This window comes from Bacillus sp. 1A (assembly GCF_052682215.1).
The window spans coordinates 1,680,001-1,706,961 of record NZ_JBQYLZ010000001.1; the positions used below are offsets into that span (position 1 = coordinate 1,680,001).

17 protein-coding genes, 22 tRNA genes, 2 rRNA genes and 1 pseudogene (1 of these 42 only partly in view) are annotated in these 26,961 nt (G+C 39.2%); 34 read left to right on the top strand and 8 right to left on the bottom strand.

Annotated elements, in window-relative coordinates; translation table 11 throughout:
• The 24 genes from ACUN0F_RS08385 to ACUN0F_RS08500 all read left to right on the top strand — a co-directional run.
• Positions 1–634, top strand: a 23S ribosomal RNA gene (locus ACUN0F_RS08385); it begins 2,288 nt to the left of the window's first position.
• Between the two features lie 101 nt (positions 635–735).
• Positions 736–851: ribosomal RNA gene (rrf, locus tag ACUN0F_RS08390) — 5S ribosomal RNA — on the top strand.
• A 4-nt stretch (positions 852–855) separates the two neighbouring features.
• Positions 856–931: transfer RNA gene (locus tag ACUN0F_RS08395), tRNA-Val, on the top strand.
• Between the two features lie 4 nt (positions 932–935).
• Positions 936–1,011 (top strand) — tRNA-Thr (locus ACUN0F_RS08400).
• Positions 1,012–1,021: 10 nt separating this feature from the next.
• Positions 1,022–1,097, top strand: a tRNA-His gene (locus tag ACUN0F_RS08405).
• Between the two features lie 23 nt (positions 1,098–1,120).
• Positions 1,121–1,201 (top strand) — tRNA-Leu (locus tag ACUN0F_RS08410).
• A gap of 29 nt (positions 1,202–1,230) precedes the next feature.
• Positions 1,231–1,305, top strand: a tRNA-Gly gene (locus ACUN0F_RS08415).
• Positions 1,306–1,321: 16 nt separating this feature from the next.
• A tRNA-Leu gene (locus tag ACUN0F_RS08420) sits at positions 1,322–1,410 on the top strand.
• A gap of 3 nt (positions 1,411–1,413) precedes the next feature.
• Positions 1,414–1,487: transfer RNA gene (locus tag ACUN0F_RS08425), tRNA-Arg, on the top strand.
• Between the two features lie 10 nt (positions 1,488–1,497).
• Positions 1,498–1,571, top strand: a tRNA-Pro gene (locus ACUN0F_RS08430).
• 14 nt (positions 1,572–1,585) lie between these two features.
• Positions 1,586–1,658, top strand: a tRNA-Ala gene (locus ACUN0F_RS08435).
• A 20-nt stretch (positions 1,659–1,678) separates the two neighbouring features.
• Positions 1,679–1,755, top strand: a tRNA-Met gene (locus ACUN0F_RS08440).
• A gap of 4 nt (positions 1,756–1,759) precedes the next feature.
• A tRNA-Ile gene (locus ACUN0F_RS08445) sits at positions 1,760–1,836 on the top strand.
• Between the two features lie 17 nt (positions 1,837–1,853).
• A tRNA-Ser gene (locus ACUN0F_RS08450) sits at positions 1,854–1,946 on the top strand.
• 26 nt (positions 1,947–1,972) lie between these two features.
• Positions 1,973–2,049 (top strand) — tRNA-Met (locus ACUN0F_RS08455).
• Between the two features lie 3 nt (positions 2,050–2,052).
• Positions 2,053–2,128: transfer RNA gene (locus ACUN0F_RS08460), tRNA-Asp, on the top strand.
• A gap of 14 nt (positions 2,129–2,142) precedes the next feature.
• Positions 2,143–2,218 (top strand) — tRNA-Phe (locus ACUN0F_RS08465).
• A 14-nt stretch (positions 2,219–2,232) separates the two neighbouring features.
• Positions 2,233–2,308: transfer RNA gene (locus ACUN0F_RS08470), tRNA-Thr, on the top strand.
• A 10-nt stretch (positions 2,309–2,318) separates the two neighbouring features.
• Positions 2,319–2,394, top strand: a tRNA-Lys gene (locus tag ACUN0F_RS08475).
• Between the two features lie 13 nt (positions 2,395–2,407).
• Positions 2,408–2,478: transfer RNA gene (locus ACUN0F_RS08480), tRNA-Gly, on the top strand.
• A 10-nt stretch (positions 2,479–2,488) separates the two neighbouring features.
• Positions 2,489–2,565: transfer RNA gene (locus ACUN0F_RS08485), tRNA-Ile, on the top strand.
• Positions 2,566–2,572: 7 nt separating this feature from the next.
• Positions 2,573–2,647, top strand: a tRNA-Asn gene (locus tag ACUN0F_RS08490).
• 6 nt (positions 2,648–2,653) lie between these two features.
• A tRNA-Ser gene (locus tag ACUN0F_RS08495) sits at positions 2,654–2,744 on the top strand.
• Positions 2,745–2,749: 5 nt separating this feature from the next.
• Positions 2,750–2,821, top strand: a tRNA-Glu gene (locus ACUN0F_RS08500).
• Positions 2,822–2,932: 111 nt separating this feature from the next.
• Here ACUN0F_RS08500 and ACUN0F_RS08505 read toward each other — a convergent pair.
• Positions 2,933–3,097, bottom strand: a pseudogene (locus ACUN0F_RS08505) (IS4 family transposase); the annotation flags it as partial.
• A gap of 464 nt (positions 3,098–3,561) precedes the next feature.
• Between ACUN0F_RS08505 and ACUN0F_RS08510 the strand changes: the two are divergent.
• Positions 3,562–4,506 (top strand): L-lactate dehydrogenase, encoded by a 945-nt coding sequence (locus ACUN0F_RS08510; protein ID WP_000715344.1) that lies wholly within the window; start codon positions 3,562–3,564, stop codon positions 4,504–4,506.
• Between the two features lie 516 nt (positions 4,507–5,022).
• On the opposite strand, the gene ACUN0F_RS08515 is transcribed toward ACUN0F_RS08510, so the two are convergent.
• Positions 5,023–9,246 carry a S8 family serine peptidase gene (locus tag ACUN0F_RS08515; protein WP_445539360.1) on the bottom strand — a complete coding sequence of 1,408 codons (4,224 nt, stop codon included), beginning with the start codon at positions 9,244–9,246 and terminating at the stop codon, positions 5,023–5,025.
• Positions 9,247–9,278: 32 nt separating this feature from the next.
• The gene (locus ACUN0F_RS08520) at positions 9,279–9,884 is read right to left on the bottom strand and encodes a CalY family protein (RefSeq protein WP_088123627.1); all 606 of its coding nucleotides are present in this window, start codon (positions 9,882–9,884) and stop codon (positions 9,279–9,281) included.
• A gap of 470 nt (positions 9,885–10,354) precedes the next feature.
• On the opposite strand from ACUN0F_RS08520, the gene glgB reads away from it, so the two are divergent.
• From glgB to glgP, 5 genes are all read left to right on the top strand, one after another.
• Positions 10,355–12,292, top strand: coding sequence for a 1,4-alpha-glucan branching protein GlgB (glgB, locus tag ACUN0F_RS08525; protein WP_445539361.1), 1,938 nt, complete (start codon positions 10,355–10,357; stop codon positions 12,290–12,292).
• Positions 12,240–13,370, top strand: a complete 1,131-nt coding sequence (gene glgC, locus ACUN0F_RS08530) for a glucose-1-phosphate adenylyltransferase (RefSeq protein ID WP_000057613.1) — start codon at positions 12,240–12,242, stop codon at positions 13,368–13,370. Before glgB ends, glgC begins: the two co-directional genes overlap by 53 nt.
• Positions 13,371–13,388: 18 nt before the next feature.
• Complete coding sequence (gene glgD / locus ACUN0F_RS08535) at positions 13,389–14,423, top strand: glucose-1-phosphate adenylyltransferase subunit GlgD (protein ID WP_000504142.1); 1,035 nt, start codon at positions 13,389–13,391, stop codon at positions 14,421–14,423.
• A gap of 113 nt (positions 14,424–14,536) precedes the next feature.
• Positions 14,537–15,967 carry a glycogen synthase GlgA gene (gene glgA, locus ACUN0F_RS08540; RefSeq protein ID WP_002203738.1) on the top strand — a complete coding sequence of 477 codons (1,431 nt, stop codon included), beginning with the start codon at positions 14,537–14,539 and terminating at the stop codon, positions 15,965–15,967.
• Between the two features lie 18 nt (positions 15,968–15,985).
• A complete protein-coding gene (gene glgP / locus ACUN0F_RS08545; RefSeq protein WP_088093607.1) occupies positions 15,986–18,394 on the top strand; it encodes a glycogen phosphorylase in 2,409 nt (802 codons plus the stop codon).
• A 157-nt stretch (positions 18,395–18,551) separates the two neighbouring features.
• Here the strand turns inward: glgP and ACUN0F_RS08550 are convergent, their stop codons facing one another.
• The 3 genes from ACUN0F_RS08550 to ACUN0F_RS08560 all read right to left on the bottom strand — a co-directional run bounded on the left by ACUN0F_RS08550 (position 18,552) and on the right by ACUN0F_RS08560 (position 20,441).
• Entirely contained in the window at positions 18,552–18,686 is a 135-nt protein-coding gene (locus ACUN0F_RS08550) for a hypothetical protein (protein WP_000911073.1), read from the bottom strand.
• A 76-nt stretch (positions 18,687–18,762) separates the two neighbouring features.
• Positions 18,763–19,485, bottom strand: a complete 723-nt coding sequence (locus tag ACUN0F_RS08555; RefSeq protein ID WP_001260119.1) for a lipase family protein — start codon at positions 19,483–19,485, stop codon at positions 18,763–18,765.
• A gap of 173 nt (positions 19,486–19,658) precedes the next feature.
• Positions 19,659–20,441, bottom strand: coding sequence for a TIGR00266 family protein (locus ACUN0F_RS08560; protein WP_445539362.1), 783 nt, complete (start codon positions 20,439–20,441; stop codon positions 19,659–19,661).
• A gap of 321 nt (positions 20,442–20,762) precedes the next feature.
• Between ACUN0F_RS08560 and cspD the strand changes: the two genes are divergently transcribed.
• Positions 20,763–20,963, top strand: coding sequence for a cold-shock protein CspD (cspD, locus tag ACUN0F_RS08565; RefSeq protein ID WP_001193052.1), 201 nt, complete (start codon positions 20,763–20,765; stop codon positions 20,961–20,963).
• Positions 20,964–21,007: 44 nt separating this feature from the next.
• On the opposite strand, the gene ACUN0F_RS08570 is transcribed toward cspD, so the two are convergent.
• Positions 21,008–21,739, bottom strand: a complete 732-nt coding sequence (locus ACUN0F_RS08570) for a yteA family sporulation protein (protein WP_000957360.1) — start codon at positions 21,737–21,739, stop codon at positions 21,008–21,010.
• 109 nt (positions 21,740–21,848) lie between these two features.
• The gene (locus ACUN0F_RS08575; RefSeq protein WP_088082644.1) at positions 21,849–22,802 is read right to left on the bottom strand and encodes a 1,4-dihydroxy-2-naphthoate polyprenyltransferase; all 954 of its coding nucleotides are present in this window, start codon (positions 22,800–22,802) and stop codon (positions 21,849–21,851) included.
• A gap of 194 nt (positions 22,803–22,996) precedes the next feature.
• Here ACUN0F_RS08575 and ACUN0F_RS08580 point away from each other — a divergent pair, with 194 nt between their 5' ends.
• Genes ACUN0F_RS08580 through menH form a run of 3 tightly spaced genes read left to right on the top strand, consistent with a single transcriptional unit; the run spans position 22,997 to position 26,951 of the window.
• The gene (locus ACUN0F_RS08580; protein ID WP_445539363.1) at positions 22,997–24,391 is read left to right on the top strand and encodes an isochorismate synthase; all 1,395 of its coding nucleotides are present in this window, start codon (positions 22,997–22,999) and stop codon (positions 24,389–24,391) included.
• Positions 24,388–26,142, top strand: a complete 1,755-nt coding sequence (menD, locus tag ACUN0F_RS08585; RefSeq protein WP_445539364.1) for a 2-succinyl-5-enolpyruvyl-6-hydroxy-3-cyclohexene-1-carboxylic-acid synthase — start codon at positions 24,388–24,390, stop codon at positions 26,140–26,142. Before ACUN0F_RS08580 ends, menD begins: the two co-directional genes overlap by 4 nt.
• Positions 26,139–26,951: a 2-succinyl-6-hydroxy-2,4-cyclohexadiene-1-carboxylate synthase gene (menH, locus tag ACUN0F_RS08590; RefSeq protein WP_061673092.1), complete on the top strand. Its 813-nt coding sequence runs from the start codon at positions 26,139–26,141 to the stop codon at positions 26,949–26,951. Before menD ends, menH begins: the two co-directional genes overlap by 4 nt.
• Positions 26,952–26,961: the final 10 nt, after the last annotated feature.

Here is a 26,961-nt window from a genome sequence, read left to right on the forward strand (position 1 = left end):
AAAGTGTAACGGAGGCGCCCAAAGGTTCCCTCAGAATGGTTGGAAATCATTCGTAGAGTGCAAAGGCATAAGGGAGCTTGACTGCGAGACCTACAAGTCGAGCAGGGACGAAAGTCGGGCTTAGTGATCCGGTGGTTCCGCATGGAAGGGCCATCGCTCAACGGATAAAAGCTACCCCGGGGATAACAGGCTTATCTCCCCCAAGAGTCCACATCGACGGGGAGGTTTGGCACCTCGATGTCGGCTCATCGCATCCTGGGGCTGTAGTCGGTCCCAAGGGTTGGGCTGTTCGCCCATTAAAGCGGTACGCGAGCTGGGTTCAGAACGTCGTGAGACAGTTCGGTCCCTATCCGTCGTGGGCGTAGGAAATTTGAGAGGAGCTGTCCTTAGTACGAGAGGACCGGGATGGACGCACCGCTGGTGTACCAGTTGTTCTGCCAAGGGCATAGCTGGGTAGCTATGTGCGGAAGGGATAAGTGCTGAAAGCATCTAAGCATGAAGCCCCCCTCAAGATGAGATTTCCCATAGCGTAAGCTAGTAAGATCCCTGAAAGATGATCAGGTTGATAGGTTCGAGGTGGAAGCATGGTGACATGTGGAGCTGACGAATACTAATAGATCGAGGACTTAACCATATAATATGAAGCAATGTTATCTAGTTTTGAAAGAATATAAAAAACTTGTTGACTTTAAAAGTCAAATAAGTTACAATGATTCTTGTCTTAAATGAATACAGTCTGGTAATAATGGCAGAGAGGTCACACCCGTTCCCATACCGAACACGGAAGTTAAGCTCTCTAGCGCCGATGGTAGTTGGGACCTTGTCCCTGTGAGAGTAGGACGTTGCCAGGCAAATGGAGGATTAGCTCAGCTGGGAGAGCACCTGCCTTACAAGCAGGGGGTCGGCGGTTCGATCCCGTCATCCTCCACCATTTAGCCGACTTAGCTCAATTGGTAGAGCAACTGACTTGTAATCAGTAGGTTGGGGGTTCAAGTCCTCTAGTCGGCACCAGAAAATCATGGCGGTTGTGGCGAAGTGGTTAACGCACCGGATTGTGGCTCCGGCATTCGTGGGTTCGATTCCCATCAGTCGCCCCATTTTTTCTTTGAATAATTAATATGCGGGTGTGGCGGAATTGGCAGACGCACTAGACTTAGGATCTAGCGCCTTTGGCGTGGGGGTTCGACTCCCTTCACCCGCACTTTTAATAAAATAACTCATACATGTCTTGCGGAAGTAGTTCAGTGGTAGAATACAACCTTGCCAAGGTTGGGGTCGCGGGTTCGAATCCCGTCTTCCGCTCCAATTTTCAATATGACATGCCGGGGTGGCGGAACAGGCAGACGCACAGGACTTAAAATCCTGCGGTGGGTGACCACCGTGCGGGTTCGACCCCCGCCCTCGGCACCATATGCGCCCGTAGCTCAATTGGATAGAGCGTTTGACTACGGATCAAGAGGTTAGGGGTTCGACTCCTCTCGGGCGCGCTTTTATTAACGGGAAGTGGCTCAGCTTGGTAGAGCACCTGGTTTGGGACCAGGGGGTCGCAGGTTCAAATCCTGTCTTCCCGATTTTCCAAAAACATGGGGCCTTAGCTCAGCTGGGAGAGCGCCTGCCTTGCACGCAGGAGGTCAGCGGTTCGATCCCGCTAGGCTCCACTTATTTTAATATCTTTTATGGCGGTGTAGCTCAGCTGGCTAGAGCGTACGGTTCATACCCGTGAGGTCGGGGGTTCGATCCCCTCCGCCGCTACCATAAAGGACCTTTAGCTCAGCTGGTTAGAGCAGACGGCTCATAACCGTCCGGTCGTAGGTTCGAGTCCTACAAGGTCCACCACTAAAGCTTTATATCTCGGAGGTATACCCAAGTTCGGCTGAAGGGATCGGTCTTGAAAACCGACAGGCGGCGAGAGTCGCGCGGGGGTTCGAATCCCTCTACCTCCTCCATTTTTTCTAAATTAATATTTTATCATCGCGGGGTGGAGCAGCACGGTAGCTCGTCGGGCTCATAACCCGAAGGTCGCAGGTTCAAATCCTGTCCCCGCAACCAAATGGTCCCGTGGTGTAGTGGTTAACATGCCTGCCTGTCACGCAGGAGATCGCCGGTTCGACCCCGGTCGGGACCGCCATTTTTTTACATAAAGGCTCGGTAGCTCAGTCGGTAGAGCAGAGGACTGAAAATCCTCGTGTCGGCGGTTCGATTCCGTCCCGAGCCACCATTTTGAAGTCGCAAGCCGACTTAGCTCAACTGGTAGAGCAACTGACTTGTAATCAGTAGGTTGGGGGTTCAAGTCCTCTAGTCGGCACCACTTTCAAAATGAGCCATTAGCTCAGTTGGTAGAGCATCTGACTTTTAATCAGAGGGTCGAAGGTTCGAATCCTTCATGGCTCACCATTTACAATTTAATGCGGGTGTAGTTTAGTGGTAAAACAAGAGCCTTCCAAGCTCTGGTCGAGAGTTCGATTCTCTTCACCCGCTTTTCAATTATGGGCCTATAGCTCAGCTGGTTAGAGCGCACGCCTGATAAGCGTGAGGTCGATGGTTCGAGTCCATTTAGGCCCACCATAATTATTCCGCAGTAGCTCAGTGGTAGAGCTATCGGCTGTTAACCGATCGGTCGTAGGTTCGAGTCCTACCTGCGGAGCCATATTATAGAGAAGTACCCAAGTGGCTCAAGGGGCTCCCCTGCTAAGGGAGTAGATCGCGAACGCGGTGCGAGGGTTCGAATCCCTTCTTCTCTGCCAGAATTGGCCCGTTGGTCAAGTGGTTAAGACACCGCCCTTTCACGGCGGTAACACGGGTTCGAATCCCGTACGGGTCATACTAAAAGAGATAGCATAATCTGCTATCTCTTTTTTGTTGTGTAAAAGTGGACTTTTGATAGTCTGCTTTTTTATGCAATAGAAGAAATATGAAGTATTCGCTGTTGCAGTGGGGTACATAGAGAGCCGTAAATACAATCATGTTGTTTATTTGGACCTGTATGAATATGAAGGAACTATCTATCTAACAAATGATACTCAAGTTGAACTTTTACCCCAGCTGTATGGCTGTAGCCTCCTACACTTGGAGAAACCGATGAAAATACATCCGGGAGCTACTGTGGAAAATAAATAATATATAGAAGAAGCTGTCTCTCAATAGGGGTGATCTACTGGAGACAGCTTTTTTTATGTTGTCATTATTGTCGAGTTTTGTCGGTAAGTCGATATTCCTTGTCGAATCGTTGATATATTTTGAGTTACGGTAGATATATTCTAAAAATCGTTGATATATGAAAATAATCGCCGATATAATTTCACTTACCGACAAAAACGTAAGAAAATCCCTTTCACAATCTAAAGAAAACGCCTCCATTGAAATGGATTCCACACCTATTCCATCAACTTTACACTCTATGTGAAAAAGTTCACAAATAGGTCATAATTTGTGAAGTAATTCACAATAATACGTGCTACAATATGAATGTAAAGAAGTTAAACAACATTAAATTAGTATTTTAATTAATTACTTAAACAATCATAAAAAAATATATGTGAACAATAGAGAGGGGAAATTACCATGAAAAAAGGTATCAATCGTGTAGTATTAGTAGGAACAGGAGCTGTAGGTTGTAGTTACGCTTACTCAATGATCAACCAAGGTGTAGCTGAAGAATTCGTATTAGTAGATGTTAATGAAGCAAAAGCAGAAGGGGAAGCAATGGACTTAAGCCATGCGGTACCATTCTCTCCATCACCAACAAAAGTTTGGAGCGGTAGCTATGCAGATTGTAAAGATGCAGATCTAGTTGTTATCACTGCTGGATTACCACAAAAGCCAGGTGAAACTCGTTTAGATTTAGTTGAGAAAAACACAAAAATCTTTAAACAAATCGTTCGCGGTATTATGGATAGCGGATTCGATGGAATCTTCTTAATCGCAACTAACCCAGTTGATATTTTAACTTACGTAACTTGGAAAGAATCTGGTTTACCAAAAGAGCGCGTAATCGGTTCTGGTACTACTTTAGACTCTGCTCGTTTCCGTTACATGTTAGGTGACTACTTAGATGTAGATCCACGTAACGTTCATGCTTACATCGTTGGTGAACACGGTGACACTGAACTTCCAGTATGGAGCCACGCTACTATCGGTGTACAAAAACTAGAAACAATCTTAGCTAACAATGAACAGTACAAACAAGAAGACTTAGACAAAATCTTCGAAAACGTACGTGATGCAGCTTACCATATCATCGAGCGTAAAGGTGCAACTTACTACGGAATCGGTATGTCACTACTTCGTGTAACTAAAGCAATCTTAAGCAACGAGAACAGTGTATTAACTGTATCTGCATACCTTGAAGGACAATACGGTGAGAAAGATGCTTTCGTAGGTGTTCCAGCTGTTATTAACCGCGAAGGTGTACGTGAAATCGTAGAACTTGAGCTAAATGAAGATGAAAAAGCGAAATTCGCTCATTCTGTAAAAGTATTAAAAGAAACAATGGCACCAGTACTATAATAATTGCTAAATAATTCAGAGGCGGGAAACTGCTTCCTACCTCTGAGTTTTTATATAATTTAAAGGATTTACCGAAAGAATTCTCTTTCCAGAGGCGCATGAAGGGCGATAGCCCAGTGATAGGTGGGAGATGAATTTCGGTTTGGCATAGCCAAAAACTTTTGATAAACTAGCTATATGAAGTTCTTTGATAACTTGATATAGAAGGTTGCAGGAAGAAAATAGCGTGCGAAAACCAAGCCATTCGGTTCCTGCGTAAAATATCAACCGTATAAAGAGAGCGTCCAATCGTTGGACATCTAGGGGTGGAACGCCCCGAAGTAACGCTCAGGGAGACGAAAGGTTACTTTCGTCGTGGAACTGAGAAGCTACCACTTCAAGCTTTGCTAAGTGGCGAGTAGTTCACTATAAATTCCTTTTCCGGTTTCCCTTGTATATCCCCAATATACCCCTTTTGCTGGATAAGGGTCGTTTATAGAAAAGAGCACTCTACTTTATATAGAGTGCTCTTTATTATTATTTTTTAGGTGTTAATCCTAATTTCTTTAAAATATCTGCCAGTGTACCGCTTTTTGATTTTTCAACAGGTATTTGTGATTTAGATGCATCTGGACCTTTTTTCAAGAAGTTCTTTTCAACGAAACGAATATCTTTTTCATCGACAATGCCATCTTTGTTAAGGTCGCCGTCTTTCACAGATAGTCCTTTTTTACCATAGTTGCTAGCGATAATTTCAGCATCTTTTATATCAATTACTTTATCAGCATTTACATCGCCAGCAAGATTTTCGTCAGGTCGTGCATAATAATATTGACCAAGCAGCTTACCATCTTTTTCAGTACCTAGTTTTGTAGTTAGTCGGCTTGTTAAATGTCCTGGAACCTCCACGTATAAGTTATAATCACGTGTATTAACAGGAAGTCCATTCAATTTGAAGTAACCGTATTTATCAAGTGAGCCTTCAAACTTATGACGGTAAGAATCCGTTGCATATACTTTTACACCAAGCTTTGTATAATCGAATTTCTCATCTAAATATCCACGTTCATTTAAGAATGCACCAGGTTTAATATTTCCTTCTACTTTTGAGTTTAAAGACATAACTGAGAATGTTTGATCTTGAAGTACACGCATTCTGTTTGGCTCTGATTCACCTTGTTTCCAGTAAACGAACACTGGTAAATCTAATTGAGCATTTGCTTCATAAAACTCATCATTTTCTACCTTGAAAGTTATATCAATGAACGGGAAGTCACCATCTAATCCGGCGAAGTTTTTATCATCGATAGCTCCGCCTACTGTAACAGAACCTTCTTCTAGTTTCGGTTCATTCACTTTTGCGGTTACCCCTTTTTCAGAAAGGAGTTTTTCAAAAGCAGGATTCAATTTCGCATTTGCAAATTTGAAGTTCTTCTCTAGGAATTTTACGTTAAATTCTCCAGATACAAATTGTTTCACATGTTTGGCGTTTAGTGTCACAGTGAACTCATCATCTTTATATAATTCTTTTTTATCATAACTAGCTTTCGCATATTGAGCACCTTGCGGAATAAACCAATAGTTATTTACACCGCTTGGATAGTCAGGACCTGCAGTTGCATAATCGAAAATATATACGCCTGTGTTCATTGGACCTTCAGTTTTAAAGGAATCAGGTGTAATACCAACTTTAAAGTCACCATTTTCAGTAATAGGTAAAAACTTGTGCAAGTATGGAGAATAGTCATAGTACATAACGCCGTTCGCTTCTTGCGTAATGTTTAATCCTTTTCCTCTTAAGTAGTCAACGTTAGAATCATATACATTTCCTTTAATCCATAGTGCTTTTTTACCGTCTTCTACTGTATAGTTTTCTTCATTTAATTCATAAATACCAGGCTGTAATCCAGTTAATTTCACTTCTGGTGGTGTATTATCAATTACGACGTAATCGCCTTTCACACGTGCCTTCCCGGCTTTATCGTAGCCAACAAATTCAATTGTGTAATCTCCTTCAGGTAAGTCGATTTTCTCATCACCAATTGGTTTTGCTGGATCATTTGTGAAAGGATACACTTTTCCGTTAAAGAATGAATCTAAGTAGTAGTACACATCCGTTTGTAGTCCACTCGTGTTTAACGTTCCAAGGAAACCGAGAGCTTTATTTGTTTTCGAATCTTTCACGATAAGATCTAACGTTTCAAGTTCGCTATTTAATTGGAACGCCCCGTGAACATATGATTCACGGTAGGGATTGAATGTAGATGTATCAGTTGAGATTGATTTTCTTGATAATAGTGCATTTTCAATACCAGGCTCTGACACACGAATAGAGAACGGAATTTGATACGTTTCTTCTTTATTTTTCGTGTTTGTAATATGAATATATCCTTCATATCGACCTTGCTTTGCACCAGCAGGAATATTAATTTTTGCTTCAATTTCATCAGATTTACCAGCATCAATCGTAATTGTTTCAGAAGTAGAAATTTTTACACCGTTTGCGGTAGCGTCGTTAATAGCAGAAGAAGCTGGTGTATAAGAAATTTCTGTTTTAAATTCTTTCTTCTCTTGTTTATTGCGGTTTTCAATTTTAATTTTTCGTTTTTGTTCAATTGATTCCCCGTCTTTTTGATAGTATTTACCGAATGCAATGGATCCAGTTTCTTCTGGTACTTCAATCACTTCATCATTGACAATTGTTTTTGTCGTATCTAACACTTTAAAACTGGTTTCTGTGTGAACAGAGTTATAAGCATCTACTCGTCCAGCTCCAACTTCATATACGGAATACTTTTCTTTTAAATCGTCAGCTGTGTTCATAAGAGACGCTTTTACATCGAATGGAGAGTATTCTGGGTGTTCTTGCAAAATAAGAGCAGCAACGCCAGCGATATGAGGAGATGCCATGGATGTTCCTTGCATACGTTCATAGGAAACATCGTAGTTTTCACCTTCTTGCGGGTCGTTAATATATTCAGGTACTGTTGAAAGTACCGCAACACCAGGCGCTGTAATATCAGGTTTAATATCATCATTTGATGTAACAGGGCCGCGTGAGCTAAAGTCTGCAAGATGATCGCCTTCTGTTTGAATGTAATTGATTTCATCGAAAGTTAAGGATGTTTTACCTTGTTCAATTTGAGCTTTTAGTTTTTCGCCATCTTCTTTCGTTAGGCGGAATGCTGGAATGTATTTTGTACTTTCGCCAATATAGTAAGGAATTTCTCCATCCACATTGTTATAAATAATAACTGCTTTTGCACCAGCTTGTTTCGCATTTGCGATTTTTTCATCAAACGAGATTGTACCACGTGCAACGAGAGCGATTTTTCCTTTTACATCTTTTTTACTAAACTCGTCAGGAGTACCGATTCCTACAGATTCAATAGGGAGAGATTGTCCTTTGAAATCCTCTATTTTATCAGTGAAGTTTTTGCCGAATAAAATTAGGTTAGGGAATTGTAATTGCCCAGCATGACCTGATAGTTTCGGCAAGGAAATAGAGCTATCACTTGCTCCAACTGTAATAGCAAATGGAGAAGCACCAGGTGATCCGAGTGTTGATGGATTTGGGCCAGAGTTCCCGGCAGCAACGACTGTAACAACGCCCGAAAGCATCGCGTTATTGACAGCGATAGATGTTGGATCAAGCGGATTGTTGCTATCATCACCTAACGATAAGTTAATGACGTTCATACCGTCAGAAATAGATTTATCGATTGCAGCAATAATACCAGAACTATCGCCGCTTCCATAAGGACCGAGTACACGATAGTTATACAGTTCAATGTCAGGTGCAACACCTTTTACTGCGGAATCTGATTTGTTTTTCTTTTGGGCAGAAACGATACCTGCTACGTGAGTACCATGCGCAGTATAGAAGGAAGAACCACGATCATCAAATTCAGGAGCGCCAGATTGTTGCCACTCTGTATAAGTTGTTTCCATCGGATCTGCATCGTTATTAATAAAGTCCCAACCTTTTACGGAGTTTGGGTCTACCTTACTAGAATCTTCACCCGGTTTTGCGCGATAGCCTTTATACACGTCTTTTAAGTCAGGGTGATTGTAATCAATACCTGTATCTAATACACCAACTTTAATTCCTTTTCCAGTAATGCCCTCGCTATGTAACTTATCTACCCCAATTTGCGGAATGCTATCTGTTAGTTTTTGAGGTGCTTTTTGCTCCGCTTGTTTTGGTAAATTTAATTTCACTTCGTAATCTTTCCAAATACGTTTTACAACGCCAATTCGTAACAATTCTTCCACTGTATTTGCAGGTAATGTCAGCGCAACGCCATTTATAGCGTGTTTATAAGAACGTTTAATTTGTACAGACTGGAAATTCCCTGATTTTACTGATGGGCTAAATTGATAAAGACGTTTGAGTCCTTTTTGGAATTCCTCATGTTCTTGATCAATACGTGCCTTTATATTTTCAGGAGCAGCTTGTAACCCTTTTTCTTTTTGTTTTAATTCATTAATCTTTACTGGAGCAGTTTGAAATTCTACAATGATATTTACTGGTTCAGAACTACTCGTATTAATATCTGGCGAAATAGTAAAACCAGGATTGGCATCTAACGTTTGTAATGCCTGGCGCTGTTCTTTAGAAAGTTTTGATAGTAAAGACTGGGCGTTGGAAGAGTCAATTTGGTTAATAGGGTTTTCAGCAAGTACATTGAACGGAAGGGCAGTTGAAAATAGAACACCAGCCGTTACAATTCCGGTAACAAAACGATTTTTCTTTTTCATGTATAGGCCTCCGATAATTTATATTTTAAAAATTATTTCTCCACGCCTGGTGTTTGTTCTGCATGGAATGTCCAGTTTAGCTGCAGGGAATCACCCTGGAATTTATTTTGATCTTGGTCATTATCTTCAAAGGAGAAGAGAACGTGTAAATAATCTGTGTCACCAGACTTAATACCGTCTATTAAGTTATGACGTTCTAGAGAAGTAGCTACATCCTCAGGTTTCATAGTTTTTAATTCTGATAGTTTTGTTTCCCACAAAATTTCATGATCATCGTTTGGATTAGATGGCTTTCCATCATTCACTAAAAATTTGACGATGATGTGATCACCTAAATCTTCACCATCATTATTTTGCTTTGCATCTGTTACCTCATAGGATGTTTCAAGTGCTACTTTTGCAATATCTAATGTTCCTTTGTTTTCAAGCTTGAAATTTCTTTCAATCAAATCACCTGGTTTTAAATCTTTCACATTAACAATTACGCTTGGGTTAATAGAAAGATCTAGTGTACCAGCTTGAAATGAGTTACTAGATGTTTCAGAATCACTGAAATAGGCGAATACACCGCCAAATGTAAGGGATAAGCCAAGTGAAGCTGTGACAACTCCCATTCCAACTTTTTGTTTTAATGACATAAGAAAGCCCCCTAATTTAATTTTTTATCAAACTTTCGCCTGGAGTATGGATAGAGTAAACATAGTGTTTCAGTATGAATTATAGTTGCGAAGGTTTAATGTTCTTTATTGAGAACAAGTATATGCTTATGAATTTTCCATTTCAATAAAATTGTGACAAAAAATGTTGAGAAACATTTTTTTATGACAGATTATTTTGTTACGATTTTAAGTGATAAATAGCGGGTAAAATAGGATAACTCTAATGAAATAAAGGTTGAGAAATAAATAATAGGATGAAAGACTAGTAGGTAATAAAGCGTTTACAATGAATATTCGTCAAAATTCGATATTTTACACAGTAAATTTGAATATTTTAAGCGAAATTAAAGAAAAAAACGAATGTTTTTTTAAAAATAACAAGGATATTTCAGTTTTTCACAGAATTGGTAAAGTATAAAAAATTCTGTCATCTTAGTGAGGTGAACATATTGGATGTAATAAATTGTGAAAAAGTGAAACGAGATGAGTTTCATACAGAAAAGTACTATGACAGTTATAACATCTTTGGGGCACATATTGTGACGGAAGATGGGATGCGAGGTGTACGATTCACAGTATGGGCTCCTCATGCGAAAGCAATGAGTGTTGTTGGAGATTTTAATGAATGGGATTATGAGCAACATAAGATGCTACAAGTGACAGAAGAGGGGATTTGGTCCTTGTTTGTACCGCATATTGAAGAGAATGAGATGTATAAGTATGCGATTGAAACGATGGATGGTGACGTTATTTTAAAAGCAGATCCTTACGCAGTATATGCAGAAGTAAGACCAAATACGGCATCTGTAGTTTTTGATATAGAGGGATATGAATGGAATGATAAAAACTGGATTCGTAAGAGAAAGAAAAAATCGATTTATAAAGAAGCGATGACAGTTTATGAATTACATTTCGGTTCTTGGAAAAAGAAAGAAGATGGCGCTCTGTATTCTTATAGAGAAATGGCCGAGGAGCTCATTCCGTATGTGGTGGAACATCAATTTACACATATTGAAATTATGCCGCTTGTTGAGCATCCATATGATCGTTCTTGGGGATATCAAGGGACGGGATATTATGCAGCGACAAGTAGATTCGGCACGCCACATGATTTGATGTATTTTGTCGATGAATGTCATAAATATGGAATCGGTGTCATTTTAGATTGGGTGCCGGGGCATTTTTGTAAAGATGCTCACGGTTTATATTTGTTTGATGGGACACCGACTTATGAATATAAAGATATAGATGTACAAGAAAACCTAGTATGGGGAACTGTTAATTTTGATTTAGGGAAGAGGGAAGTACGTAATTTCTTAATTTCAAATGCGTTATTTTGGATGAAGTATTTCCACATTGACGGTTTCAGGGTGGATGCAGTTGCGAATATGCTGTACTGGAATAAAGAAGGACAAGAACAAAGTAATGAGCACGCTGTTTCATTTTTACGAGAGTTAAATGAAGCGGTGTTTGCAGAAGATGAAGATTTTCTTATGACAGCAGAAGATTCAACAGCTTGGCCACTTGTAACAGCTCCAACGTATGAAGGTGGGCTTGGGTTCAATTACAAATGGAATATGGGCTGGATGAATGATGTGCTGAAATATATGGAGTGTGCGCCTGAGTACAGGAAGTATATTCATGAGAAAATGACGTTCTCTTTAATATATGCTTACTCTGAAAATTTCATATTACCGCTTTCTCATGATGAAGTCGTTCATGGGAAAAAGTCGTTATTAAATAAAATGCCAGGAGATTACTGGGATAAGTTTGCTCAACTTCGTTTATTATATGGATATTTCTTTACTCACCCAGGTAAGAAATTGCTCTTTATGGGTGGAGAATTCGGGCAGTTTGATGAGTGGAAAGACCTTGAAGATTTAGATTGGAATTTACATGATTTTGAAATGCATCGTTATATGCATGATTACTTTAAAGAGCTCATAGCATTGTATAAGCGCTCCAAACCACTTTGGCAGCTTGACCATTCACCTGAAGGATTTCAGTGGATAGATGCTAATAATCATGAGCAAAGTATTTTCTCGTTTATCCGTCAAGGGGATAAACAAGAAGATGCGTTAGTTGTCGTATGTAATTTTACGAAAGCTACATATGAAAACTATAAAGTAGGTTTGCCAGATTTCGAGTATTATAACGAGGTTTTAAACAGTGACGCTGAGCAATACGGTGGATCGGGGCAAGTGAATAAGAAACGTCTCAAGACAATTCAAGAACCGTATCATAATCAAGCGGCACATGTAGAAATTACAATTCCACCATTTGGCGTATCCATATTACGACCAGTGAAGACGAGAAAGGGGAGCAAAAAACAAGATGGCTCAAAAGCAAAAGTGCGTAGCAATGTTACTAGCAGGGGGAAAAGGTAGTCGATTAAGTGCATTAACAAAAAATTTAGCCAAGCCAGCTGTTCCATTTGGTGGTAAATATCGCATTATTGATTTTACGCTAAGTAACTGTGCGAATTCTGGTATTGAAACGGTTGGGATTTTGACGCAATATCAACCACTCGAACTTCATAATTATATCGGAATCGGCAATGCTTGGGATTTAGACCGAGTAAGCGGTGGAGTCACAGTATTACCTCCTTATGCGGAGTCTTCAGGTGTGAAGTGGTACACAGGTACGGCCAGTGCCATTTATCAAAACTTAAACTATTTAAGTCAGTATGAACCAGAGTATGTTCTGATTTTATCAGGCGATCATATTTATAAAATGGATTACAGTAAAATGCTAGATTACCATATTGAGAAAGAAGCGGACGTTTCGATTTCTGTTATTGAAGTGCCGTGGGATGAAGCGAGTCGCTTCGGTATTATGAATACGAACGAAGAGATGGAGATTGTTGAATTTGAAGAGAAACCGCAATTTCCAAGAAGTAATCTTGCATCAATGGGAATTTATATTTTTAACTGGGCAATTTTGAAAGAGTATTTAGAGATGGATGCAAGAAATCCTGAATCTAGTAATGATTTCGGAAAAGATGTACTTCCGCTTTTATTAGATGAAGGGAAAAAGCTGATGGCGTATCCGTTTGAAGGATATTGGAAAGATGTTGGAACGGTGAAAAGCTTATGGGAAGCGAATATGGATTTACTTCGCGATGAAACATCGCTGAATTTAAACGATCGTAATTGGCGTATTTATTCTGTGAATCCAAATGAGCCACCTCAATATATTGCAGAAAAGGCAAAAGTAGAAGAATCACTTATTAACGAAGGATGCGTCATTGAAGGGGACGTGAAGCATTCTGTATTATTCCAAGGGGTGACGGTGGAAGAAGGTAGTATGGTTATTGATTCTGTCGTTATGCCAGGAGCAAAGATTGGTAAAAATGTTGTGATTGAAAGAGCGATTGTTGGATCGGAAATGGTTATTGAAGATGGAACAATTATTCGTCCAGAAAAAAATGTCGACGATGTAGTACTCATTGCTGAAGGGAAATAGAAAAGGGGGATGAAATGAATGGGAGAAAAAATGTTAGGAATTATTAATGCAACGGGAAGTTTTCCTTCCTTAAAGAAAGTAACAGGGCATCGTTCATTAGCGGCGTTACCATTTGGGGGCCGTTATCGACTCATTGATTTCATGCTTTCAAATATGGTGAATTCTAATATTCATAGTGTAGCGGTTTTTACAAGTCATAAAAACCGTTCACTAATGGACCATGTTGGTTCAGGAAAACAGTGGGATTTAGATAGAAAAAGAGATGGACTGTTTTTATTCCCGCCAAATTGCCAATGTGACCAAGATGAATTTGGGTCTTTTGCACATTTTAGAAGACATATTGATTATTTTTTAAGAGCTAGAGAAGAATACGTTGTTATTACGAATAGCCATCTCGTAACAGCATTAAATTTTCAAGCGGTGTTAGAGCGACATATACATACGGCAGCTGATATTACTGAAGTTTGCCATGAAGGGGTTTCGCTTCAAACATACGTGTTAAAGAAACAATTATTGTTAGATTTATTTGAGACATATAAAGATGTGGAGCAATACAGTTTATTTGATGTAGTGAGAGAAAAGCGCGGAAAATCACTGCATATTGCTACGTATGAGCATACAGGATATGTAGCTATTATTGATTCAATTGAAAGTTACTATAAACATAGCTTAGAAATTTTGCAACCTGCTATTTGGAAGCAATTATTTAAGAAAGAAGCACCGATCTTTACGAAAGTAAAAGATGAACCACCAACTCGTTACCTGAAGGGTGCAGCCGTGAAAAATACAATGATTGCAAACGGCAGTATTATTGAAGGAGAAGTAGAAAATAGTGTTATCTCCCGTTCTGTTAAAATTGGAAAAGGCTCAATTGTTCGTAATAGCATTATTATGCAAAAGAGCAAAATTGGAGATAACTGTATAATAGACGGTGTTATTATTGATAAAGACGTGAAAATTGGTGACGGTGTAGTATTAAAAGGAAACGCCGATGAGCCATATGTTGTAGAAAAAGGAAGCATTCAAAACAGTACGATTAATAGTTATTCTTAAAAGAATCAGTGGGGGTTTTTCCTCCACTGATTAAAGCATTCATTCAAATGAAAACTCGAAGGGAGGAAGCTGCAAGGGAAGTCGTATAAGCTTTTCGTGCAGTGGGACAACAAGTGAATATTTTATTTGCAGTATCAGAATGTGTACCATTTGTTAAATCGGGAGGATTAGCTGATGTAGCAGGTGCACTCCCAAAAGAGCTAAAAAAATTAGGCGTGGACGTTCGCATTATACTTCCAAATTATAGTCTTATTCCGCAAAAATTAAGGGATGGATGTACGTTACATAAAGTAATTAACGTCCCGCTTGGGTGGAGAAATCAATATTGCGGAATTTTAAAAGGTGAGCAAGACGGGATTACGTATTACTTAATAGATAATGAATATTATTTTAAGAGAGATTCTCTATATGGTCATTATGATGACGGAGAGCGTTTTTCTTATTTCTCGAAAGCAGTTTTAGAGTGTATTCCGCATCTTGATTTCGAAGTGGATGTTCTTCATAGCCACGATTGGCATACAGCTATGGTGAATTTCTTACTACGTGAAAAGTATCAAGATAATCCATTATATGAGCATATTAAAACGGTGTATACGATTCATAACTTGCAGTTCCAAGGTGTATTTCCTCCTGAAGTGATGTACGACTTGTTAGAACTTGGTGACGAATATTTTCATAGTGAGCAGCTAGAGTTTTATGGAAATGTGAACTTTATGAAGGGCGGAATTATCGCTTCTGATCAAATTACAGCGGTTAGCCCGACATACAAAGAGGAAATTCAATATGAGTTTTTCGGTGAGAAGTTAGATGGGTTGTTACGAAAAAATAATGGTAAGCTTAGCGGCATCGTAAATGGAATTGATACGAGCGTATATAATCCAGAAACGGATTCGTATATTACTGCTCAGTATGATGCAGAGTCATTAGAGGAAAAGAATGAAAATAAACGCGCCTTGCAGCGTTATTTTGGTTTGCCAGAAAAAGAAGATACACCAATTATTTCGATGGTAACGAGATTAACGAAGCAAAAAGGTCTTGATTTAGTACGTACTGTATTCCGCGAAATAATGGAGGAAGATGTGCAATGTATTATTTTAGGATCAGGTGATTCTGAATATGAACAATTCTTTGAGTGGATGGCATACGAGTATCCTGAGAAGGTAAAAGTGTATATCGGATTTAATGAAGAGCTAGCCCATCAAGTGTATGCGGGAAGTGATTTATTCTTAATGCCATCACTATTTGAACCGTGTGGACTTGGACAACTTATAGCATTAGCGTACGGTACAATTCCGATTGTAAGAGAGACAGGCGGATTAAATGATACTGTACAATCTTATGACGAAGAAACTGGAGAAGGAAATGGTTTCAGTTTCACGAACTTTAATGCGCATGACATGTTGCACACGGTTCTTCGTGCAATTGAATTTTATCATGATAAACCGGTATGGGAGCAGCTTGTAAAACAAGCGATGACTGAAGATTATAGCTGGGAGAAATCAGCTCTTGCCTATAAGAAATTGTATAAAAGTCTCATGGAATAACATGTAGGTGGTGAAGAAATGTTTACTCATGTTGAAAGTTTCAAATCAGCTTTTCTAGAAAAGTTAGAGACGATGTATGGTAAAAGTTTTAAAGACTCTACAGCTCGTGATCAATACAATACGCTTGGGTACATGGTACGTGAGTATATGAATAGTCAATGGATTGCAACGAACGAAAGTTATCGGTCTGGAGAGCAAAAGCAAATGTATTACTTATCCATTGAGTTTTTACTTGGGCGTTTGCTTGGAAGTAACATATTAAATTTAGGCATCAGGGATGTATGTGAGCAAGGACTTTCTGAGCTTGGGATTTCTTTGCAACAGTTAGAAGAGGTGGAAGCAGATGCAGGTCTTGGAAATGGTGGACTTGGACGATTAGCAGCCTGTTTCCTTGATTCTCTTGCATCTTTAAACTTACCAGGTCATGGCTGTGGAATTCGTTACAAACACGGCTTATTTGATCAAAAAATTGTTGATGGTTATCAAGTTGAATTTCCAGAGCAGTGGCTTCTTCATGAAAACGTATGGGAAGTAAGAAGGCATGATCAAGCTGTAGAAGTAAGTTATTTCGGCAATGTTGAACCGCTATACATTGACGGGCGTTTAGAGTTCAGGCATACGAATGCAGAAGTGATTATGGCAGTACCATATGACGTTCCAGTAGTAGGTTATGAGACGAGTACTGTAAATACACTCAGACTTTGGAATGCTGAACCAGTTCCTTTCCCGCAAAATTGCAAAGATATTTTGAAATATAAGCGTGAAACAGAGGCTGTATCGGAGTTTTTATATCCAGATGATACGCATGATGAGGGGAAAATACTTCGTTTGAAGCAACAATATTTCCTCGTATCAGCAAGCTTGCAAAATATCGTTCGTATGCACAGAGAAAGATATGGTGACCTTCGTCAATTACATGAGAAAATTGCGATTCATATTAATGATACACATCCAGTTTTGGCGATTCCAGAACTAATGCGTATTTTATTAGATGAAGAAAAACTAGCATGGGAAGAAGCTTGGCATATAACATCGCAAACGATTTCTTATACGAATCATACGACGTTATCAGAAGCGCTTGAGAAGTGGCCAATTCACATTTTTAAACCGTTATTACCGAGAATTTATATGATTATTGAAGAGATTAATGAACGTTTCTGTCATGAACTTTGGGAACGTTATCCATATGAATGGCATCGTATTGAAGAGATGGCGATTATTGCGCATGATCTTGTGAAAATGGCTCATTTAGCAATTGTCGGTAGCCATAGCGTAAATGGTGTAGCAAAAATTCATACGGAAATTTTAAAGCAACGTGAAATGCGATTGTTTTATGAGTTTTATCCAGATAAGTTTAATAATAAAACGAATGGAATCGCTCATAGACGTTGGTTAATGAAGGCGAATCCGCAGCTGACGAACCTTATTTCAGAGGCGATTGGAACAGAGTGGAAGAAAGAACCGATTAAGCTTCAAGCGCTGCAAACAGTTCAATACGATGCGAGTTTTCAAGAGAAATTTGCAGAGGTAAAACAAGAGCGTAAAGAGATTTTAGCGGAGCGTATTTATAATAAAATGGGGATTACAATTGATCCTAATTCTATTTTTGATGTGCAAGTAAAAAGACTACATGCTTACAAACGACAACTATTAAACGTTCTTCATATTTTATATTTGTATAACCGTTTGAAAGAGGATGCTAGTTTTACATTTTATCCGCGTACGTTTATCTTTGGAGCGAAAGCATCACCTGGCTATTACTATGCGAAAAAAATTATTAAATTAATCAATGAACTCGCAAGGAAAGTGAATAATGATCCGTATGTGAGTCAATATATGAAAGTTATCTTTCTAGAAAACTATCGAGTGTCTTTAGCGGAAGATATATTCCCAGCTGCGGATGTGAGTGAGCAAATTTCAACTGCGAGTAAAGAAGCATCAGGAACAGGGAATATGAAATTTATGATGAATGGTGCGATTACACTCGGAACGTTAGACGGAGCTAATGTTGAAATAAAAGACCGGGTCGGTGATGATAACTGTTTCATTTTTGGCCTAACAGCGGAAGAGGTTCTTCATTACTATCAAAATGGTGGATATCGTGCAAGTGATTATTATCACCACAATATGCATATTAAAAAAGTAGTAGATCAGTTAACGAATGGTTTCTTTGCACATTCGGGAGCTGAATTTGAAGCGATTTATGATTCTCTCGTAATTCAAAATGATGAATACTTCGTTCTGCGAGATTTTGGTCCATATGCGGAAAGGCAAGAAGCTGTTGGTAGAGCGTATGAAAACCGAACGAAGTGGCTAGAAATGTCGATTTTAAATATTGCACAGTCTGGTCATTTTGCGAGTGATCGAACGATTTTACAGTATAGTAATGAGATTTGGAGTATTGGTAATGCGGTTACACAGTATTAAGTGAAAGTCCCTTTTGAAGGGACTTTTATTCATGGAGACAAAGTGTAAAAATGAATAATACGTATAGGGACGCTAAAGTGTATTCACTTTTAAAAGAGAAATATAATCACTTAAAAAACCGAGCTTAATCTCATTAAGCTCGGTTTTCTATTTTTGCTTAAGAAAGAAATGGGATAGCGGTATATATGATACCTGTTCCACCATATTCTCCCGTCGCAAAGTATGAAAATGTAAAGAAACCTGTAAACGTAAAAATTACAATTAGAAAAAGTGCAAAGATAAATTTTAGCATGTAAGGTCCCCTCATCCAAAAATAACTTCATATATTATTATAGTATAAGGATATAGGGTTTCCAATCATTACCTGGTTAAAAATGAGAAGTCAGACATGTTTTGTATGTTGTCATGGCATGATTATTTGTAATAGATTTTGTATTTTTTGTAAAAGTCATGTTGTGATGAACGTGTGCATATTCCCAGTCTTGGTCATTAAAATGGACATTGCGCGGAGGGAGAAGAGGAACGACATCAAATAGATTAACGAAGCGAAAGCTACTAGCTACTTGTAGTTTATAATAATTACGAAATGCAATATCGCCCACTTTGGGAGAGGCAAATGTATAAAGACCGTACTGTGCGAAGGCGGTGTTGATACGCGCATCGAGTATATGTAGTGTGGCGAGCGCGCCGCCTAAGCTATGACCTGTTGCAAGAAGTTTTTTATGGGCTGGTAGTGATACGAGCATATCCATAATAGAATCTCGGCAAGATTCATAAATGGAAAGAAAGCCGTTATGGACATTCCCGCTGTTTAAAGCATATGGGTATGGTTTTTGGTTAACGAGTGAATCGATAATCCAGTCTGTATCTGTTTGTGTCCCGCGAAAAGCTACAATAATCGTATCCTCAGATTCTAGTATGAATCCGAACCATTCTGTCGTTTGAATGGTTTTTCCTTGAAAGCCTTGTACATATTGAAAACCATCCGGTATTTCGAAAATCCCATTTTGTTTATATTGTTCATACGTTAACTCACAACAAGAAGCTAACAATATGGCAGTATCTTTATCGAAGGATAAAGGAGTACGCATTAAGGAAGCCCTCCTTAAGAAAAGGTATAGTTCAATATATGCAGTGAGGGACTTGATTCATTCTTTTGGATGGGGCAAATAGTTTGTATCGCGTATTTAAATTAGTGGATAAAATTATAGCGACTTATGGACGAATCATGCCAAAATAAAACAGCACCCCATAAGGGCACTGTTTACTCTTTTCCATCTAATAAACGTCCAAGTCCGCCTAAAACGCTGCCTTCACCGCTGTTTTGAGCTGCTGGGCTTGTAAGGCGTGCTGCTAAACGGCTAAGTGTTAAGGACTGAATCCAAACCGTTCCAGGACCTTCTAACGTTGCGAAGAATAAACCTTCGCCGCCAAATAGAGCTGTTTTTACTTTTCCAACGAACTCGATATCGTAGTTAACGTCTTTTGTCATGGCAACGAGACAACCTGTATCGATGCGAAGTCTTTCGCCAGGTTTTAATTCACGCTTATATACAGTTCCTCCTGCATGCATGAAAGCGAGTCCATCACCTTCAAGTTTCTGCATGATGAAACCTTCACCACCGAAGAAACCAGTTCCAATTTTTTTCGTAAACTCAATTCCGATAGAAACGCCCTTTGCTGCACAAAGAAACGCGTCTTTTTGACAAACGACTTTCCCTTGATATTGTGTTAAATCAACAGGGATGATTTTTCCTGGATAAGGAGCGGCGAATGATACGTGGCGCTTGCCATAACCTGTATTTGTAAAGACAGTCATAAACATACTTTCACCTGTAACAAGACGCTTACCAGCGCCCATTAATTTACCGAATAGACCACTAGATGGACCAGAACCATCACCGAAAATGGTTTCCATTTCGATATGATCTTCCATCATCATCATTGCGCCAGCCTCTGCGATAACGCTTTCTTCTGGATCTAATTCAATTTCAACAAACTGCATATCATCGCCATATAATTTATACTCGATTTCATGTGCTTGCATTTTTTCACCTCATCATATGTAGTAATTATATTGTACAGAAATCAAAGGAATTAGAATACTGTAGATTTGTTAATTTTTGAATAAAAATAGAATGAAAATTTAAGGTTATACTAGGATTATAAAAAACGATGGATTGAAAGTGTTCTCATTTGACGTTTTTGACATAGCATGATATAGTGAAAGAACTATTGAGCTACATAATGTGGTACGGAAATAAAGCACGTTGTATTAAAGGCTGTAAGCTTGTTATACATTCATGTCCTTTATATCCACCTTTTCATGTGGATTCATAGTTTCATTTTTATTTAGGAGGTACATGACATGCAAACAGGTAAAGTTAAATGGTTTAACGGCGAAAAAGGTTTTGGTTTCATCGAAGTTGAAGGCGGAGAAGACGTATTCGTACATTTCTCAGCTATCCAAGGCGACGGCTTCAAAACTTTAGAAGAAGGTCAAGAAGTTTCTTTCGAAATCGTTGAAGGAAACCGCGGACCACAAGCAGCTAACGTTACAAAAAACTAATTAGCTAGCGATAAAAAGCATTCCGATTTTCGGAATGCTTTTTTTTATTCTTTGGAACTAGATTCATTTGAAGATAATTCGCCCTTAAAGGTACGCTCTTCAAAGTCATCAAGCATTTGTTCATATTCTTCATGCTCTTCCGTAGCGAAAACTTGCGGATTTTTTCCATACATATCTGTACCGATAAAGTTTTCGAAGTCCTCTACGTAGCCTACATTTTCCTCGCTATTTACGTACATGCCATTATAGTTTTTTGAATCCTGTCTTTCTAAATCGGACGGTGTTTCTGATGTCCCGTAATTTGCGACATCTTGCCATGCATCTTCAGCATCGTATTCTACAGAATGATCTTCGTCGTGCTTGTGAAAAGAAGGAGCCAACACCTCTTCTTCAACTGGTCGCGTGTTCATATTTAATTTATTTGTAGTGTGCTGAATACATGTTGTAGCGGTTGGCATTGCCTCTAATCTTTCAAACGGAATTTCTTCGCCAGATACTTCGCAAATTCCATACGTACCTGCTTCAATTTTTTGCAGGGCATGTTTCGTATCTTCTAGCTGCTTATGCCAAAATTCGATGAGCCCGAAATCTTTCTCACGTTCGTACAATTCTGTAGCCATATCACCTGGATGATTGTCATAGCTAGATAATTCTCCAACAGAATCGCGTTCAGAAGCACGATCTGTATTCTCATGAGTTTGTATTGTTTGTTCAACTTCTTGCTGTTGTTTTTCTAAAATAGATTTAAATTGATTTATTTGTTGTGGAGTTAACATAGTCGTCCACCTTCCTACAATTCAGTTTCTTTACATAGTATGAGCGTCGAGAGGAGGAATTATGAGCTAAAATTGGTATATGAAAAAAGAGCTGCATAAGCAGCTCCTTTTAGAGGAAATATCCAAGCAATAATCCGATTCCCATGAGGAGACCGAAGATTGTATTTGTTTTCGCTGTTGCAATCATCGCAGGTACCATTTCCATTGGAATGCTTTTACCAACAAAGCCTTTCGTCGCTTTAAATGCTTTCGGTGCACTTAAAAATACGATAAGCATCCACGGTGATACGATGTTCACGATAATTAGAGCGATTGTCCAAATATAAGAAACGATGAACATAGAAGCGAGTACACCAACGGCTCTTTCACGTCCAACGAGAATTGCTAACGTTTTACGACCGTTTTCTTTATCGCCATCTAAGTCACGAATGTTATTAGCTAGTAAAATGGCACCAATTAAAATGGAGCTTGGAATAGATAATAAAATGACTTCTGATGTTACAGTTCCAGTTTGAATAAAGAATGAAATCCCAATAATAATGACACCCATAAATAATCCGGCTGTTAACTCTCCAAATGGTGTATAGGCAATTGGAAGTGGGCCGCCTGTATAAAGGTAGGCAACGGCCATACAAACAAGACCGATTGCAGCAAGCCACCAGCTAGAATTCATACAAATATAAACACCTAATAGTATTGCGATCCCAAAAAATCCAAATGCTAAGTTAAGCACCGTTTTTGGCTGAATGCCATCGCGAACGATAGCGCCGCCGATACCAACTGATCCTTCGTGATCGAGTCCTCTTTTATAATCAAAGTATTCATTAAACATGTTTGTTGCTGCTTGAATGAGAAGACAAGCGAGAAGCATCATAAGAAAAAGAGGGAGATGTATTTGATTTATACCTCCGACCTGCATCGCATAGGCTGTTCCGATGAAAACAGGAACGAAAGCTGCTGTTAATGTATGGGGACGTAGTAAACTCCACCAAATGCGCCAGCCTGTTTGCTTACTTGGCTTTGGCGCCGTAGGAGAGGAATTCGTTTCGACGTTCATTTCCATGTTGAACCCTCCTTTGGTCACATATTGTACACAACTAAGTGTAGAAAAAGCATCATTTAGTGTCAACGTTTATTTTCTAGGAAGAGAAGGTGAATTTCTCAGAAATGCTAAACGTTGACAGGCCTTTCGTTTGAGGTGTATCTTAAAATCAAGCGTAATTATGACTATTTTTCGCCCATAGGGGGGAGACAATTGTGATTCAAACGAAACAAATAGGCTTGCAAGAAGTTCTTAGTGCAGCCATTAAGCATGCAACTGATGAAAAAATATTGGTTAGCTTCGTAAAACAAATAGACTGGATAGATCCGCTTCTGTTTTATGCAGCAGGAAAAAGGATCTCATTCGAAAATAGATGTTATTTTGCAGACCCAGCTCAGCATGTAATATTTGCTGGAATTGGCTCTGTTTTCACTATAGCAACTTCTTCTCACAAACGCTTTCAAACGGCTCGTGACGAGTGGGATAAAGTAAAAGAGAAAGCATTTGTACAAAGAGAAAGATACGAATTTGGAACAGGTCCTCTTTTATTTGGTGGATTTTCATTTGACCAAGAAAAAGAGAAAACCGACTTATGGAAAGAATTTGATGATACGACATTTTCACTACCAGCATTTTTATTAACTGTAAAAAATGAAAAAGCATGGTTAACAATGAATACATTCGTTTCAGCAACTGATTGTGCAGAAACTCTTTATAACGAAATTGTTTCTTTAGAAGAGAAAATTTTTGGGGAGAGTAAATGTGCACTAGAAGGATCGAAATTAACAGTTACTTCTAAAGTAGAAGTAGATTCGAAAGGCTGGATGAAGGCCATTGAGAAAGTGCAAGATGAGATGAAACAGGGGAACGTGCAGAAGGTTGTATTAGCGAGGGAGCTAAAAGTAGAAATGAATCATCATATTGATTCTGCTCTTGTTTTAGAAGCGCTTCGCATTGGGCAACCAGATTGTTACGTATTTTCTTTTGATTATAAAGGAGCATGCTTCTTAGGAGCGACGCCAGAGAGATTAATTCGCAAAGAAGATGAGAAGTTTACGTCGATGTGTCTTGCTGGTTCAACTGGTCATGGTCAATCTATAGAAGAAAGTAAACGAAATAGTAATGCGCTTCTTCATGATGAAAAGAATTTAGCTGAACACGGTTATGTTGTGAACATGATTCGAGGAGTACTAAATGAGCACTGCGAATCCGTTAATATTCCGGAAAGTCCGGGCTTATTAACAACGAAAAACTTAATTCATTTATATACGCCTGTAGAGGCAAAAGGCGATGCGAGTCTTTTAACAATGGTAGAAGAATTACACCCAACACCAGCTCTTGGCGGGACACCTCGTTTGGAAGCGATGAAACTGATTCGTGATGTTGAATTGTTAGACAGAGGGTTATATGGTGCACCGATTGGCTGGATAGATGATGAAGGAAATGGTGAATTTGCGGTTGCACTTCGCTGCGGATTATTAAATGGCGCGAAAGCATCCTTATTTGCCGGGTGCGGGATTGTAATTGATTCAGTACCGCAACTTGAATATGAAGAAACAAGCTTGAAGTTTAGACCGATGCTTGGTGCTTTGGAGGAATTAATGAAATGAACAATCATATAGAAGCATTATCATATTATTTAGGCGCGTTCGTGGATGAACTGACGCGTCTAAATGTATGTGATGTTGTCATTAGTCCAGGCTCACGGTCAACACCGATTGCTCTACTAATGGAACAACATGAAGGAATGAACACATATTTACATGTAGATGAAAGATCAGCGGGATTTTTTGCACTCGGTATCGCAAAAGCAAAAAAACGCCCTGTTGCATTATTATGTACGTCAGGAACGGCAGCAGCGAACTACTATCCAGCTGTATGTGAAGCTTTTCATTCACGAGTGCCGCTTATCGTCTTAACGGCAGATAGACCGCATGAATTAAGAGATGTTGGTGCACCACAAGCGATGAATCAATTCAATTTATACGGTACATTTGTGAAGCAATTTACAGAGATGGCACTTCCAGAAGCGAGTGAAGCGATGTATCATTATGCTCGCATGACGACGCAGCGCACGATAGCAAGCGCACTTCTAGCGCCGCAAGGACCTGTTCATCTTAATTTTCCAGTTCGCGAGCCGCTTATCCCAGATTTCTCATTAGAAAGTTTATGGGATAAAGGACGCGGGGAATATACAGGAGTAGTTCAGCAAGGGAACGTGATGATGCCGAGTGAATATGTAGATTCTCTTGTAGGGCGCCTTTCACATATGGAAAAGGGGCTTATTATTTGTGGAGATGATAGTCATTCAGAAATCGCAGCGTTTGCGGCAGAACTAGCTGAAAAAACGGGATATCCAATATTAGCGGATCCACTTTCTAACATTCGTAGCGGACATCACGATAAAACGATGATAATCGACTGTTACGATACATTTTTACGAAATGAATTGTTAAAAGAAACGTGGAAGCCAGAAGTTATGATTCGCTTTGGTGGTATGCCTGTTTCTAAAGCATTAACGCAGTTCATTAAAAAACAGACGAAAGCCGTTCATATCGTTGTTGAAGAATCTGGCCAATGGAGAGACCCAGCTCTCGTTGCGACAGAAGTTGTACAGGCAAGTGATATTGCATTTTGCAGGGCACTAATAGAAAAAATGCCAGTTATGAAAAAGAATGATTGGTTCGGAATGTGGAAACATATAAACGAAAAAACGAAGGAAACGCTTCGTGAAATGGAAACATATGAAACTGCATTTGAAGGGAAAGTCATTACGGATATCGTCCGCGTACTACCAGAAGGGGCAACATTATTTGCGAGTAATAGTATGCCAATTCGTGATACAGATTCATTCTTCTTCACATCGGATAAAAATATTCAAGTGATGGCAAACCGTGGTGTAAACGGGATTGATGGAATCATTTCGACAGCTTTAGGAGCGAGTATTATTTGCGATCCGCTCGTATTAGTTATTGGTGATTTATCATTTTATCACGATTTAAACGGATTATTAGCCGCAAAATTACATGAATTAAATATAACAATTGTCGTTGTAAATAATGACGGTGGTGGTATTTTCTCATTCTTACCACAGTATGAGAAAAAGGAACATTTCGAATCATTATTTGGAACGCCAATTGGACTTGATTACGAGCATGTTGTTAAAATGTACGGCGGTTCATTTAGCCGTGTAAATGGTTGGGAGCAATTCCGAGAAGAGGTACAAAAAGGAACGACGACGGAAGGTTTACACGTTGTAGAAATTTGTACGAACCGTGATGAAAACTTAACATTGCACCGTAAATTGTGGGCAAAAACGCAGGACGTAATTACTACATCGTTGCAAGGTGAATCAAAATGAACGTAACGCTGCAAGGTGTATCGTATGAATATGAAGTGGTCGGAAGCGGGGAACCACTTCTACTTCTTCATGGTTTTACGGGAAGCATGGAAACGTGGCGTTCCTTCGTTCCTTCTTGGAGTGAGCAGTTTCAAGTCATTTTAGTAGACATTGTGGGGCACGGAAAAACGGAAAGTCCTGAAGATGTGACTCATTATGATATTCGAAATGTAGCATTGCAAATGAAAGAACTACTAGATTACCTTCATATTGAAAAAGCGCACATACTCGGCTATTCAATGGGCGGTAGACTGGCGATTACGATGGCATGTCTATATCCAGAGTATGTACATTCTCTTTTATTAGAAAATTGTACAGCTGGGCTTGAAAGTGAAGAGGCTAGAAAAGAACGCTGTGAAAAAGATGAGCGACTTGCCGATAAAATTGAGCGAGAAGGCATCAATAGTTTTGTAACGATGTGGGAAAATATTCCGCTGTTTGAAACGCAAAAACGTTTAGCACAAAACGTACAAGAAGCAGTGCGAAAAGAAAGACTTGCTAACAATCCAAAAGGAATTGCAAATAGCTTGCGCGGCATGGGAACAGGGGCTCAGCCTTCATGGTGGAACGAGCTGCAAAACTTAAAAATACCTGTTCTTTTAATGAATGGGGAGCATGATGAAAAGTTCTTTCGCATATTAAAAAACATCGAAAAATGCGTCTCTGACGCGAAATTTGTCAAAATTGATGGTGCTGGCCATGCAATTCATGTGGAACAACCGGAAAAGTTTGATACAATAGTAAAGGGATTTCTAAAAACTATGCAGTGATGCTTTTTCA

Bases quoted from the DNA above. Each gene is read 5' to 3' on its own strand.
- ACUN0F_RS08510 (WP_000715344.1), top strand. From the start codon at position 3,562: ATGAAAAAAGGTATCAATCGTGTAGTATTAGTAGGAACAGGAGCTGTA.
- ACUN0F_RS08515 (WP_445539360.1), bottom strand. From the start codon at position 9,246: ATGAAAAAGAAAAATCGTTTTGTTACCGGAATTGTAACGGCTGGTGTT.
- ACUN0F_RS08520 (WP_088123627.1), bottom strand. From the start codon at position 9,884: ATGTCATTAAAACAAAAAGTTGGAATGGGAGTTGTCACAGCTTCACTT.
- glgC (WP_000057613.1), top strand. From the start codon at position 12,240: ATGGCTCAAAAGCAAAAGTGCGTAGCAATGTTACTAGCAGGGGGAAAA.
- glgD (WP_000504142.1), top strand. From the start codon at position 13,389: ATGGGAGAAAAAATGTTAGGAATTATTAATGCAACGGGAAGTTTTCCT.
- glgP (WP_088093607.1), top strand. From the start codon at position 15,986: ATGTTTACTCATGTTGAAAGTTTCAAATCAGCTTTTCTAGAAAAGTTA.
- ACUN0F_RS08550 (WP_000911073.1), bottom strand. From the start codon at position 18,686: ATGCTAAAATTTATCTTTGCACTTTTTCTAATTGTAATTTTTACGTTT.
- ACUN0F_RS08555 (WP_001260119.1), bottom strand. From the start codon at position 19,485: ATGCGTACTCCTTTATCCTTCGATAAAGATACTGCCATATTGTTAGCT.
- ACUN0F_RS08560 (WP_445539362.1), bottom strand. From the start codon at position 20,441: ATGCAAGCACATGAAATCGAGTATAAATTATATGGCGATGATATGCAG.
- cspD (WP_001193052.1), top strand. From the start codon at position 20,763: ATGCAAACAGGTAAAGTTAAATGGTTTAACGGCGAAAAAGGTTTTGGT.
- ACUN0F_RS08570 (WP_000957360.1), bottom strand. From the start codon at position 21,739: ATGTTAACTCCACAACAAATAAATCAATTTAAATCTATTTTAGAAAAA.
- ACUN0F_RS08575 (WP_088082644.1), bottom strand. From the start codon at position 22,802: ATGGAAATGAACGTCGAAACGAATTCCTCTCCTACGGCGCCAAAGCCA.
- menD (WP_445539364.1), top strand. From the start codon at position 24,388: ATGAACAATCATATAGAAGCATTATCATATTATTTAGGCGCGTTCGTG.
- menH (WP_061673092.1), top strand. From the start codon at position 26,139: ATGAACGTAACGCTGCAAGGTGTATCGTATGAATATGAAGTGGTCGGA.